The sequence below is a fragment of the Lacticaseibacillus baoqingensis genome, from assembly GCF_003946165.1.
Lineage (GTDB): Bacteria > Bacillota > Bacilli > Lactobacillales > Lactobacillaceae > Lacticaseibacillus > Lacticaseibacillus baoqingensis.
In genome coordinates, this window is record NZ_RHOI01000007.1 from 57,609 (window position 1) to 69,989 (window position 12,381).

Below are 12,381 nucleotides of genomic sequence, written 5' to 3' on the forward strand. Positions count from 1 at the left end.
CTGTTATAATTAGCATATGTCACAGTGGAGGATTAATTATGGGCGCATTTATTCGCAATAATTTGCTCGTGCGGGAGCTGGCAGTGGGCTTATTATTGATCATTGTCTTGGTCAGTTTTTATATTCGCTACGCCAAGGCGTCGCATCGCCGGTATGAACGCACGCGTGAGCGGCGCATGGCGATGGTCGTCCGCTCGGCACGGCGGCAGCTTGTGGTCGTGCTGCTTTTGTTAGTAGCGGTATTGGTCTATGATCGGGTCTTGCCGCATTGGGGTTTAGGCGCCTCACAAGCGGCGACACAGTCGGTTAAAGTGGCTTCCAGCAGCCATCAGCCCGCTGCCAAAAAGGCGGTGCAGTCAAAAGCGGCGAGTCAGCAAGCCAAAAGCCGGCTAACACAAGCCGCCAGCGCTAAAGCCGCCAGCGCCAAACAAGCCAGTGCCCAAGCGGCAGCCAGCGCTTCAGCCAAACAAGCCAGCGCACAAGCGGCGGCTAAAAGCCAAGCCAGCCAAACCGCAGCCAGCCAAGCCAGCGCCAAAGCCGCCAGTCAAGCTCAAGCGAACCAACCGTCGCCAAAAGCCAAGGCAGTGGCCGCGGTCCAGCAATATCTTGTTCAGCACCCGGCTGCGGCGGCAGATCGCGTCGACAACGTTGGGGTGATCGAATATAGCACCGATTATAATGGGATCCCGGCTTATCATGTGGGGTTGTATCAAACCCAAGGGGACGGGTCCAGTGTGGCGATCCACATGTATTTTGTTTATGCCAATGGGCAAACAGCGAAAGCATATTAACGTGATTGGGGGTGTGGCCAATGCTGCACGCCCAATTTTATTGATAGGGGGAAAAACGTATGCGCGGCAATCGCCGTAAAATGGTCTTGAAGCGGCCACCACGCGTGCAGCCAGTGGCGCTGACGCCGGCGCAGCGCCAAGCCATCAAAGACGGACGCATTCCGTTGGCTGACATGGCGCTGCCCAAGCGGGTCAAATTACGGGAATTCATCAAACTCGCCATGCGGCGCATCGGGGAAGCTGAATTAGGTGCGACTTCAGCGTCTTTGGCCTTTTATTCGCTGCTGTCCATGTTTCCCATGTTGATTTTATTAGGGAATTTGCTGCCTTTGTTTGGGTTTAAATATGACTCGGTCACAGATTACCTCAGCCAAGTGATCCCGATGTCGATCATGACTTGGATCAACCCGGTGATCCACAACTTGTTGAATTCGACTTCAGGCTCGGCACTGTCGATCGGGGCGGTGGCGACTTTGTGGGCTGCCAGCTTAGCGGTTAGCGGCTTGAAAACCGGCTTTAACAAGGCGTATGGGGTGGCCAGCCCGGCGAACTTTCTCGTGCAGCGGTTGATTTCAATGGTGATGATCTTCACGCTGATCTTTGCGTTAGGCCTGGTGATGATCGCCTTTACCTTTGGCCGGCAATTCTTGGAGTGGCTGGTGCCGTTGCTGGGCTTATCGGATAATTGGCTCAAGACGTTTAACACGCTGCGCTGGCCGGTGACGGTAGCCGCATTAGTCGTGGTGATCTTTGCCATTGATTATTTCTTGCCTAATGTCCGGATCCGCTTTTGGACGATTTTGCCCGGCGGTATTTTTACGATCATTGGCTGGTTGGCGTTAGCCCAGTTCTTTTCGATCTACATGCGCTATTTTGGCTCGCGTTTCAGCACATATGGGACCATTGGCACCTTTATGGTCTTGCTGTTGTGGCTGAATTTTAGTGCCTTATTGATGCTGATCGGTGCCGTGATCAATGCCTTAGTGGCAGAATACTACACCGGCAGGCTGCATCACTCGCGCGGGAAAGTGCATGATTTCGTTAAAAATGTGCGCATCAGCCAAGACAAATAAATAGGATCAGCCAAATTTTGGCTGATCCTATTTTTTGTTAATCGGCAACGCGGCGAAGCATCACGTTGTTGGTGGAGCCTGGTTCGTAAAGCGGCAAACCGGCCACGATCACGACGACATCGCCGCCTTTGATCTCACCGGCAGCCACCAGTTTGGCTTCGGCTTCGGCGACTAAAGATTCAAAATCGTTGCCTTTTTCAAAGACTAACGGCGTCACGCCCCAAGAAAGCAACAGGCTGGAAGCGGTGCGTTGGTCATAAGTGACGGCTACGATCGGCGCTTGCGGCTTGAGCCGCGAGATCTGGCGGGCGGTATAGCCGCTGGAAGTCAACGTGATGATGGCTTTGGCGTTGACCCGATCGGCGGCGGTCACCGCGGCGATCGCAGTGGTGGTGGTGATCGAACCGGAACTCTTGAGTTCTTCAAGCACTGGGGAATGCTTTGGCAGCATCTTGTCGGTGCGTTCGTCGATCACGGCCATGGTGTGGACAGATTGGACCGGGTAATCCCCATTGGCTGATTCGCCGGATAACATGGTAGCGTCGGTGCCTTGCAAGACGGCAAACGCCACATCGGTAACTTCCGCGCGGGTCGGCCGCGGGTTTTCTTGCATGGAATCAAGCATTTGCGTGGCGGTGATCACCGGCTTGCCAGCCAGCAGGCATTTGTGGATCAATTCTTTTTCAACGGCAGGGACTTCTTCATAAGGGATCTCGATGCCCATGTCGCCGCGAGCGACCATTAAGCCGTCGGCAGCGGCTAAGATGGCATCGCTGTTGTTGATGCCTTCTTGAGATTCGATCTTGGGAATGATCAAGACATCTTCGCCGCCAACTTCTGCCAGCACGTCTTTGATTTCTTGGACATCAGAGACTTTGCGGACAAAAGACGCCGCAATGAAGCTGATGCCTTGGCTGACCCCGAAGCGAATGTCATCTTTGTCTTTATCTGTGATCCCTTTGAGTTGGAGAGAAACACCAGGGGAGTTGACACCTTTTTTCGACCCTAATTCTGCTGGGTTTTGGACTTCCAGGGTCAATTCGCGGGTGGCAGGGTTTTTGGCGATGATCTCAGTGTCCAACAAGCCGTCATCAAACAACACATGATGGCCGATTTCCACATCGTCATACAAGCCGCCATAAGTGATGTCAATGGCGCCTTTTTCGCTGAGTTTGCCGGTGTTCATCGACAAGGTGATCTTATCGCCAGTGGCATATTCGACCTTGCCGCCATCGGTGGTGGCTGTGGTGCGAATCTCAGCGCCTTTGGTGTCGAGCATCAAGCCGACTTTGACGCCGGTTTCTTGCATCGCTTGCTTGACCAAGTTCATCCGGCCGAGTTGTTCCGCATGATCGCCATGGGAGAAGTTGAACCGGAAGATATTGGCACCCGCGTTGATCAACGCCTTGATAGTTTGCAAGTCGTTGGACGCTGGGCCCAGCGTCGACACGATTTTAGTTTTACGCATGTTAGATGTTTCCCTCCAAAATAGTTGATGTAAACGTGATAAAAATCTCACCATTTTATTCTAGAGAATATTAATGGATTAAACCATTACAATTGTGTGTCAGTTGCACCGGCAAAAGCGCAGAATTGACCAATGAATGAGATTGATTGGCAAAGGCAAGGCAGGGGTGAAGCAATTGCATTCTTTGTTAAATCAGTTACAATTTCAGTAGTAGCTTAAATGGCCGAGCCTGACCGATAGGAGTGATTAATGTGAAATTTATCGCAATCGTAGGCACTAATGCCAAGCATTCGTATAATCGAATGCTTTTACACGAGATGCAAGCGCGGTTTGACCAAGCGCAAATCGAGGTGGTCGATATCCAAAATATTCCGATGTTTAACGAAAATCATCCCGAAACTGACCCTGAACCGGTGGGGCAATTAGCCGACGCGATCACGGCGGCTGACGGCGTGATCATTGGCTGCCCAGAGTACAATCACAGCGTGCCTTCCCCATTAAAAAGCGTGATCGAATGGCTGTCTTATCGCGTGCATCCCTTGGCAGAAAAGCCGGTGATGATCGTTGGGGCTTCCATTTATCCGCAAGGGTCATCACGAGCGCAGCTGCACTTGCGGCAGATCTTAGATTCGCCTGGCGTGAATGCCCAAGTTTTTCCCGGCAATGAATTCTTACTGGGCCAGGCCAATCAGGCGTTTGATCAAGCCGGCCGGCTGCAAGACCAAGGGACGATCGACTTTTTGACCCAATGCTTTACCGGCTTCTTGGACTTCGTGTTGATGCACCAGCAATTTTCGAAGGGGGACGCCTAATGTTACTCACTGCGATCGTCGGCACGAATGCCGACTTTTCATACAACCGCTTATTACTTCAATATATGCAAAAGCACTTTAAGGGACTGGCCGCAATTCGCATCTTAGAAATCTCACAATTACCGGCGTTTAGTGAAGACACGCCGGCAGATATGGCGGTGTGGCGGTTCAAAAAAGCGATCCAGTTATCAGATGGGGTGATTTTTTCCACCCCAGAATATGATCACTCGATCCCAGCAGCGCTTAAAAGCGCGATCGAATGGTTGTCTTACCGCTCAGATGTCTTAAAGCACAAGCCGGCCATGGTCGTGGGCACCAGTTATGGGCCGCAAGCGTCTTCACGGGCGCAAGAACACTTGCGGCAGATCTTGGCTTCACCAGATTGTGACGCTTATACGCTTTCAGGCAATGAGATCTTGATCGGCAATGCCGCGAAAGTTTTTGTCGATGGCAATGTCACTGATCGGCAGGTCCAAACGGAACTAGAAGCGTATTTTGGCAATTTTGTAAAATTTGTGGATTCAATTGCAGAGGGGGAAGACGGCATGTCGATGCACCAACCATATTTAGATGACGCGTATATCACATTTCCAACTGGGCGCTTGAGCTTTCGGGAAGTGCAACAGATCTTTAGTACCATTCCATTTGAAATCGACTTGATTGATCATAATGACAAATTCTCGTGGTTTTCTAACAAACCTGATCGCGAGCATGTCCGCTCGGTGCGCGAAATCGGTGAAACGGTGGCGGAATGTCACCCGCCAAAGGCTTTGCCGATCGTGATGAAGATCATCGATTCTTTCAAAGACGGCAGCCAAGATTCAGTCAGCCGGCCGCTGATCATGCATGGGCACCGGGTCTTGATCCAATATTTTGCCTTGCGGGATGTCGATGGGGCCTATTTAGGCACGATCGAATTTACCGGCAGCGTGGAGCATATTTTGAACTTCTACGAACAAGGTGCTTGGTCAGATGCTGCCAGCGGCGCGTCGCAAACAGACAGCACCAGCGGCGCATCTGCTCATGATGCGCCAGCCGCAGAGGCACCAGCAGATGCGACGCCTAAAGCCGCTACGGATACGGATAGTGATGCCACCAGCGGTGCGTCACAACATTAATGATGAGGCAAACCATGAAGCAAACAAAAGTTGGCCACGGCTTAGGCACAACGATCACCTTGACCGCATATGGCGAAATGACGGCTGCAGCATTAGATGCGGCCTTTGCGTTGATCGCAGAATATGAAGACCGCTTGACCGTCAATCGCCAGGTGTCTGAGGTGATGGCGATCAACCATGCCGCTGGTCAACACCCGGTGGCGGTGTCGCACGCCACGTTCCAATTGGTGCAGCGCGCGGTTTTAGCCAGCCGGGAAAATTTTGGCTTCAACGCCTTGATCGGGCCTTTAGTTAAACTTTGGGCGATTGGTTTTGCCGATGCGCATGTCCCAGCAGATCAAGCCATCGCGGCGCGCCAAAAACTGATCGACCCCATGCAAGTGCAATTGGATGCAGCGGCGCAAACGGTATTTTTATTGCAGCCAGGCATGGAATTAGACTTAGGCGGCATCGCCAAAGGCGAAATCGCCGATCGCGTGGCTGATTTGTGGCGAGCTTATGGGGTGGCCAGCGGGATCATTGATCTTGGCGGCAATTTAGTGTTTGTCGGCACCTCGCCGCATCGTTTAGACGGCCAATGGGTGATTGGGGTGCAAGACCCGCAACGCCCGCGCCATGAAGAAGTCGGGCGGGTCATTTTGCCGGCTTGTACGGCGGTGACCAGCGGGATCTATGAACGCTTTTTGATCGTGGATGGACAGCAATACCATCACCTGTTAGATTCGCGCACCGGCAAGCCGCTGCAGACGAAGCTTTCTGGGGTAACGGTTTTTGCTGAGCAATCAGTGGTGGCTGAAACTGAGGCCAAGCGGCTGTTTTTTGCTGGACAACCCATCGCTGGCTGGACCAAAACGCCTGGGATCTTTGGGGCGGTGTTCGTGTATCAAGACGGCCATGTCCAAGCCGACGGCGTCAACTTACAACAATAAGGATCATGGCTTTGCCGCAGTCGCTGACTCATGCGCCGGCAAAGCTATTTTAATAGGCGCAGGTTAAGAATTGGTTATAGGATTTCCCAGTATCTCAAGGATAGCGTATAATGATTGCAGACAATTTATCTGCAGCTGTGACTAATACAATAGATAATCTGGGGGTTAATATGGAAGAGATCGTGATCGTCAGCGCCCAACGAACACCAATGGGAAAATTTGGCGGCGCTTTGAGCAGCGTCAATGCCGTGGCTTTAGGGCAGCATGCGGCTCAAGCGGCGATTCAAGCCGCCGGCATTGCCCCAGAACAAATCGATCAAGCCATTTTTGGCAATGTGCTGCAAGCCAATTCCGGGCAAAATGTGGCGCGGCAAATTGCCTTAGGCGTCGGCATGCGGCCGGAAAGCACCGCCATGACGATCAATGAGGTCTGCGGCAGCGGCTTGAAAGCCGTGCGGCTGGGCCAAAGCGCCATCGCCATGGGGGATGCTGACATCGTCTTAGTCGGCGGCACGGAAAACATGAGCCAGGCGCCGTTTTATGCCCCTAACATGCGCTTTGGCAAAAAATTAGGCGATGTGGCGTTTGTGGATGGCATGATGCGCGACGGCTTAGCGGATGCGTTTACCAACGAACCGATGGGCATTACCGCCGAAAATGTTGCGACTGAATATCAAGTGTCGCGCCAAGACCAAGATGCCTTTGCCTTGGCCTCGCATCAAAAAGCAGTTGCGGCGATGCAGCGCGGGGATTTTGACGCTGAAATCGCGCCATTGACGGTGCAATCGCGCCGCGGTCAAGTGGTGGTGCGCCATGACGAAGGCCCGCGGGCAGATACCAGTGCGGAAAAGCTCGCCCATTTGCGGCCGTCTTTTCAAGCTAATGGCACGGTGACCGCAGGCAATGCCAGTGGGATCAACGATGGGGCGGCGGCTATGATCTTAATGTCGCGCAGCAAAGCACAAGCGCTTGGTGTTGATTGGCTGGCCAAGATCGCCGGGTTTGCAGAAGGCGGCATCGCCCCGCGGATCATGGGGTATGCCCCCAAGGCGGTGGTCGAACGATTGCTGCAAAAAACGCAGACGCCGCTAGCGGCGATCGATATTTTTGAACTCAATGAAGCCTTTGCGGCGCAAAGTGTCGCCGTGATCCGCGATTTGCACCTGGATTCAGCCAAAGTCAATCCTTTAGGCGGGGCGATCGCGCTAGGGCATCCCCTGGGCGCTTCTGGGGCGCGCTTGTTGGTCACCTTAGTGCATCAACTCAAACACCATCAACAACGTATCGGTGTCGCGGCGTTATGCATTGGCGGCGGCATGAGCGTGGCAATGCAAGTGGAGGCTAGGGGATGAAATTTTATCAACTTGATGCTGCAACCCGCCGCAAGCGCCTAACAGCAGAAGGGTATTTAACGCCTGAAGAAGCGGCTGCTTGGGCACAACCCGCTTTACCCAGCAGTGTCGCTGAAGCCTTAAGCGAAAATATCATCGGCGAATTCGCCTTGCCCTTAGGCATTGCCCGCGATCTCGTGGTCAACGGCAAATTGTATCAAGTGCCGATGGCTACTGAAGAACCGTCAGTGGTAGCCGCGGCGTCTAATGGAGCGCGCTTGGCTGGGCTCAATGGCGGGGTCAAAGCGACCACTGAAGCGCATTTGGTAACTGGCGAAATCGTTTTTGCCGATTTGGCCGCACCAGCTCAAGCCCAAGCATTGATCGCTAAGCGCCAAGGGGAATTGTTGACCCAAGCCCAAGCGGCGCATCCTTCGATCGTCCAGCGCGGCGGCGGGGTCAAAGCCATCACCACGACGATCATCGGGCGGTTTTTGAAAATCGCGGTGGTGATCGATACCCAAGCCGCCATGGGGGCCAACATCGTCAACACGATTTGTGAGCATTTAGCCGCGGTGTTGCAAACCTGGCTGCAACAGCCGGCATTAGTGGCGATCTTAAGCAATGCCAGCAAGCAATTGACCACGGCGACGGTGCATTTGACCCCGGCCAGCTTGGCCACCAAAACGATCAGCGGCGAACAAATCGCGGCGCGGATCGTGTTGTTAAGCGAGTTGGCCCAAGTCGATGGTGATCGGGCCGTTACGCATAATAAGGGGATCTTAAACGGAATCGTTGCGGCGGTGTTAGCCAGCGGCAATGATACCCGCGCCGTGGCGGCCAGCATTGGCGCATATGCGGCCCAAAGCGGGCAGTATCAGCCGTTAAGCACTTGGAAAATGGTCCAAGGGCAGTTAGTTGGCGAGTTGACGCTGCCGCTGACTGTTGGGGTGGTCGGCGGGGCGATTTCCGCTTTGCCGCGCGCTCAAGCGGTGAAGCAATTAGGCCACTATACCTCAGTGGCGGTATTGCAAACGGTTTTGGCAAGTTTAGGCTTGGTGCAAAACCTGGCGGCGCTGAGGGCCTTGGCGGGCCCTGGGATCCAAGCGGGGCACATGGCGCTGCAAGCCAATGCCTTAGCGATGGCTGCTGGGGCAAAAGGCGCTGAAATCGCCGCTGTCGCAACCGCTTTGCAAACGAGGCGCAAGGATCTGGCCACGGCGCAAGCCATATTGGCAGAGATTAGAAAAAAAGGGTGAATGCACGTGAAAATTGGAATAGATCAAATCGGTTTGGCCACGCCAGCTTTTTATCTTGACTTAGTCGAGTTGGCAAAAGCGCGTGGGGATGATCCAGATAAGTACACCATCGGCATTGGTCAAGATGAACAAGCCGTAGCGCCAAGCAGCCAAGATGTGGTCACTTTAGGGGCCAGTGCGGCAGATTTTTTAAGTCAAGCAGATCGCGACGAACTTGGGTTGATCGTGGTCGGCACCGAAACCGGCGTTGACGCCTCTAAAGCCAGTGCGTTATACATTCATGCGCTGTTGGGGTTGAATCCGTGGTGTCGGGCGATCGAAATCAAAGAAGCTTGTTACGGCGGGACGGCCGCGTTGATGATGGCACGTGATTATGTGGCGGCGCACCCGACGAAAAAAGCCTTGGTGATCGCTGCTGATATTGCCCGTTACGGCTTGAACAGCGGTGGGGAAGTGACGCAAGGTGCTGGCGCCATTGCCATGTTGATCACCGCACAGCCGCGGCTATTAGCCATCCATGATGATGCTGTGGTTAAAAGCGGCTCGATCATGGACTTTTGGCGGCCGGTGTATACCGACTTGGCGATCGCCAAAGGCAAATATTCAACGGAACAGTATCTCGCTTTTTTCCAAGCCACATGGCAGCGTTATAGTGCCGAAACTGGGCATGGCGTGGGAGATTTTGAGGCGCTGTGCTTTCACTTGCCTTACACCAAAATGGGGCTCAAAGCCTTGAAGACGGTGCTGCCGGAAGTCGATGAGCCTAAGCAAGCCGCCTTGATGGCGAATTTTGAAGCGAGTTGCCGATACAGTCGGCGCATTGGCAATATTTATACCGGGTCGTTATATTTAGGGTTGTTATCGCTGTTAGAATCAAATCCACACTTGCAAGCCGGCGCTTTGATCGGATTGTTTTCATACGGTTCTGGGGCAGTTGGTGAGTTTTTCAGTGCTGAAGTGCAGCCGGAATTTAACGAGCAGCTGCATCCGGCCGCTCATCAGCAACGCTTAACGTCGCGGCGGCGCTTGAGTGTGGCAGAATATGAAGCAGTGTTTGCAGACAAAGTGCCTTATGCCGCAGCTGATTATCATGCCGATCCGGCCTATTTCGCCGGGTCATTCGTGCTCACAGATGTGATCGGCCAACAGCGGCAGTATCGCCGCTTGTAAGCCGCCAAAAAAAGGGCCTAAAGCAGCCAGTCGGCACCGGCTGGCGACACAAAAGCGCCTTGAAGCCGCGATTTGAAATCGAATCGCGGCTTCAAGGCGCTTTTATCATGGGCCAAAACCTGCTTTGTGGCGCAGCAATGAATTTTTGCGCTTAAAGTAATTTTTCGATGGCCGGGATCATTTTTTCTGGATTGGTCTTAGGCGCAAAGCGTTCCACCACTTGGCCTTGGCGATCGACGAGGAATTTGCAGAAGTTCCATTTGATCGCTTCACCCAATGCGCCTGGGGCCTCATGTTTCAAGTATTTAAACAGCGGATCGGCTGTGCTGCCGTTGACTTTGACCATGGTGTGCATCGGGAAGGTCACCCCATAAGTGACGCGGCATGCTTCTGCGGCGGCACTGCCAGAGGCTAATTCTTGTTTGAATTGATTAGACGGGAAGCCTAAGATCATCAGGCCTTGGTCATGATACTGTTGGTACAATGCTTCAAGCTGCTCAAATTGGGGCGCAAAGCCGCACTTGGTCGCCGTGTTGACGATCACCAGCGGTTGGCCGCGATATCGCGACAAGGCATAAGTTTCACCGTTTTCCAGCGTTGCTGTGTAATCATATAGCATCAAAACACCACCTTTAAGGTCAGTATACCGCGAATGATTCGATCGTGCACAATGTATTGATCAAAATATTGCTGAATCGCGCAAAAAAACTCGCCGCTGCGGTCATAGCCGCAGCGGCGAGCGGGTTGGTTTTACAAGCTGGCTTGTTTATCCACCAAGGCTTTGGTGAACGCTTCAAGCGCTTTGATATCATCATCTTCTGGGGCTAAGTCGATCTTGACATTTTCAGCGCCTTTAGTCGCGCCGGTTTTGTCAAAGGCTTTGGCGAAGTCATCTACGCTGGTGCAAAAATCGTCGTAGAAGCGATCCCCAGAACCGCAACAGCCGTAAACTTTGCCTTTCAAGTCAAGTTCTTCAAGGTCTTCATAAAAGTCGACCGCTTCATCAGGCAAAACCCCGTCGCCAACATCTGAGTAAGTGTAGGTGGCAACGACACAAATATCGACGTCTTCAAAATCTTCTGCATCCGCTTGGGAAACTTCGGTGGTTTCGACGCTGACGCCATATTTTTCAAATTCTTCTTCAACGATCCCTGCGATCTCTTCGTTGTTGCCAGTCATACTGGCGTATACGATTGCTGCTTTGGTCATGGCGCTCTTCCTTCCTGGATAAGGCCTTTGCGCTTAGCTTGGGCCGGATTACGGTGGCTGGGTCAATTTTTTGCCAACACCATCATTGTACCCGCAATTGTAAAAGGCGGCAATTCTTTCCCTGATGGGCTTGAAAATGTCCCAGTAAGGTTAAACTGCCGCCGCTAATCGTGAGAAGTTGCGCTTTCAAAACCAGATTATGGTACGATTATACGAAAAGCTGAGGCGCATTTTGCGCAAGGAGGATTACTTTTGGCAAAATACTTAGTGACCGGTGGCGCTGGATTCATCGGGTCGAATTTGGTGGATCAATTGGTTTTAGCTGATAATGAGATTGTGGTGGTCGACGATTTGTCCATGGGGCTGGTAGCCAACTTGCCGCAATCAGATCACGTGCGGTTCATCGAGCATTCCATTACCGATCATCCGTTCATGCAAGAGTTGTTGAAAACCGAGCGTTTCGATTACATCGTGTTGCTCGCGGCGATCGCCAGTGTCGCGGATTCAGTGGAGCGGCCATATGCGACGCATCTCGTGAACCAAGAAGCAAACCTGAATATTATTGAAACCATTCGGCAAGCGCACTTGCCGCTAAAGAAGCTGTTTTTCGCCAGTTCCGCGGCGGTTTATGGCGATGACCCGGCGCTGCCGAAGAAAGAAGACATGGCAGTCAAGCCGTTGACTCAATATGCGGTGGATAAGTATGCAACGGAACGCGCGATCATCAATTATGCCCGCTTATATGATCTGCCTTTTGTGACGGTGCGCTTTTTCAATGTTTTTGGGCCCAAGCAAAATCCCGCTTCGCCATATAGCGGCGTGTTGTCGATCTTGTTGAATGCCTTGGCGCATGATCTGCCGTTTACGTTTTTTGGTGATGGTGGGCAAACCCGTGATTTCACCTATGTCAGCGATGTGGTGTCGGCGATCGTCGGCTTGTTGCACACGCCTGAAGCCAAAGGCGATGTGTATAACATTGCCAATGGCCAACAAACCAGCTTGCAAGCTGTCGCCGATACCTTACAAGCGATCACGCATAAGACGCTTAACGTCACTTATCAAGCGGCGCGGGCGGGAGACATTCGCGATTCTTATGCCAATGTGGATAAGATCAATGCGTTAGGTTTTATGACCCACACGCCGTTAAAAGCAGGTTTGCAGGCGTATGTACAGTCAGTCTTATAGCCGAAAAGCCGCGGTTGCCGCGGCTTTTCTTGTTTG

11 protein-coding genes and 1 pseudogene are annotated in these 12,381 nt (G+C 52.7%); 9 read left to right on the forward strand and 3 right to left on the reverse strand.

Features of this window, described 5'->3' with window-relative positions:
• The first annotated feature begins 38 nt into the window (after positions 1 to 38).
• Complete coding sequence (locus EKM91_RS04270; protein WP_125750251.1) at positions 39 to 791, forward strand: hypothetical protein; 753 nt, start codon at positions 39 to 41, stop codon at positions 789 to 791.
• 59 nt (positions 792 to 850) lie between these two features.
• Positions 851 to 1,864, forward strand: coding sequence for a YihY/virulence factor BrkB family protein (locus EKM91_RS04275; RefSeq protein ID WP_379895786.1), 1,014 nt, complete (start codon positions 851 to 853; stop codon positions 1,862 to 1,864).
• A gap of 37 nt (positions 1,865 to 1,901) precedes the next feature.
• Here the strand turns inward: EKM91_RS04275 and pyk are convergent, their stop codons facing one another.
• On the reverse strand, positions 1,902 to 3,332 hold the full coding sequence (gene pyk / locus EKM91_RS04280; protein ID WP_125750254.1) for a pyruvate kinase: 1,431 nt from the start codon (positions 3,330 to 3,332) through the stop codon (positions 1,902 to 1,904).
• A gap of 251 nt (positions 3,333 to 3,583) precedes the next feature.
• On the opposite strand from pyk, the pseudogene EKM91_RS04285 reads away from it, so the two are divergent.
• The 6 genes and pseudogenes from EKM91_RS04285 to EKM91_RS04310 form a co-directional block, all read left to right on the forward strand.
• Positions 3,584 to 4,105: pseudogene (locus tag EKM91_RS04285) on the forward strand (NADPH-dependent FMN reductase); the annotation flags it as partial.
• A 38-nt stretch (positions 4,106 to 4,143) separates the two neighbouring features.
• Complete coding sequence (locus EKM91_RS04290; protein ID WP_125750260.1) at positions 4,144 to 5,262, forward strand: NAD(P)H-dependent oxidoreductase; 1,119 nt, start codon at positions 4,144 to 4,146, stop codon at positions 5,260 to 5,262.
• Positions 5,262 to 6,191 (forward strand): FAD:protein FMN transferase, encoded by a 930-nt coding sequence (locus EKM91_RS04295; RefSeq protein ID WP_125750264.1) that lies wholly within the window; start codon positions 5,262 to 5,264, stop codon positions 6,189 to 6,191. Before EKM91_RS04290 ends, EKM91_RS04295 begins: the two co-directional genes overlap by 1 nt.
• A gap of 170 nt (positions 6,192 to 6,361) precedes the next feature.
• Positions 6,362 to 7,543, forward strand: a complete 1,182-nt coding sequence (locus EKM91_RS04300; RefSeq protein ID WP_125750267.1) for a thiolase family protein — start codon at positions 6,362 to 6,364, stop codon at positions 7,541 to 7,543.
• Positions 7,540 to 8,781 carry a hydroxymethylglutaryl-CoA reductase, degradative gene (locus tag EKM91_RS04305; RefSeq protein WP_125750270.1) on the forward strand — a complete coding sequence of 414 codons (1,242 nt, stop codon included), beginning with the start codon at positions 7,540 to 7,542 and terminating at the stop codon, positions 8,779 to 8,781. The genes EKM91_RS04300 and EKM91_RS04305 overlap by 4 nt, the downstream gene beginning before the upstream one ends.
• Positions 8,782 to 8,787: 6 nt before the next feature.
• Positions 8,788 to 9,951 carry a hydroxymethylglutaryl-CoA synthase gene (locus tag EKM91_RS04310; RefSeq protein WP_164508448.1) on the forward strand — a complete coding sequence of 388 codons (1,164 nt, stop codon included), beginning with the start codon at positions 8,788 to 8,790 and terminating at the stop codon, positions 9,949 to 9,951.
• Positions 9,952 to 10,102: 151 nt separating this feature from the next.
• Here the strand turns inward: EKM91_RS04310 and EKM91_RS04315 are convergent, their stop codons facing one another.
• Together EKM91_RS04315 and EKM91_RS04320 are read right to left on the reverse strand one after the other, a co-directional pair.
• Positions 10,103 to 10,573: a glutathione peroxidase gene (locus EKM91_RS04315; RefSeq protein ID WP_125750276.1), complete on the reverse strand. Its 471-nt coding sequence runs from the start codon at positions 10,571 to 10,573 to the stop codon at positions 10,103 to 10,105.
• Between the two features lie 128 nt (positions 10,574 to 10,701).
• Positions 10,702 to 11,160 carry a flavodoxin gene (locus EKM91_RS04320; RefSeq protein ID WP_125750279.1) on the reverse strand — a complete coding sequence of 153 codons (459 nt, stop codon included), beginning with the start codon at positions 11,158 to 11,160 and terminating at the stop codon, positions 10,702 to 10,704.
• 252 nt (positions 11,161 to 11,412) lie between these two features.
• On the opposite strand from EKM91_RS04320, the gene EKM91_RS04325 reads away from it, so the two are divergent.
• On the forward strand, positions 11,413 to 12,345 hold the full coding sequence (locus EKM91_RS04325; protein WP_125750282.1) for an NAD-dependent epimerase/dehydratase family protein: 933 nt from the start codon (positions 11,413 to 11,415) through the stop codon (positions 12,343 to 12,345).
• The last annotated feature ends 36 nt before the right edge of the window (positions 12,346 to 12,381 follow it).

What these genes read in the sequence shown, in the direction of transcription:
- EKM91_RS04270 (WP_125750251.1), top strand. Translation starts at nt 39, where the DNA reads ATGGGCGCATTTATTCGCAATAATTTGCTCGTGCGGGAGCTGGCAGTG.
- EKM91_RS04275 (WP_379895786.1), top strand. Translation starts at nt 851, where the DNA reads ATGCGCGGCAATCGCCGTAAAATGGTCTTGAAGCGGCCACCACGCGTG.
- pyk (WP_125750254.1), bottom strand. Translation starts at nt 3,332, where the DNA reads ATGCGTAAAACTAAAATCGTGTCGACGCTGGGCCCAGCGTCCAACGAC.
- EKM91_RS04290 (WP_125750260.1), top strand. Translation starts at nt 4,144, where the DNA reads ATGTTACTCACTGCGATCGTCGGCACGAATGCCGACTTTTCATACAAC.
- EKM91_RS04295 (WP_125750264.1), top strand. Translation starts at nt 5,262, where the DNA reads ATGATGAGGCAAACCATGAAGCAAACAAAAGTTGGCCACGGCTTAGGC.
- EKM91_RS04300 (WP_125750267.1), top strand. Translation starts at nt 6,362, where the DNA reads ATGGAAGAGATCGTGATCGTCAGCGCCCAACGAACACCAATGGGAAAA.
- EKM91_RS04305 (WP_125750270.1), top strand. Translation starts at nt 7,540, where the DNA reads ATGAAATTTTATCAACTTGATGCTGCAACCCGCCGCAAGCGCCTAACA.
- EKM91_RS04320 (WP_125750279.1), bottom strand. Translation starts at nt 11,160, where the DNA reads ATGACCAAAGCAGCAATCGTATACGCCAGTATGACTGGCAACAACGAA.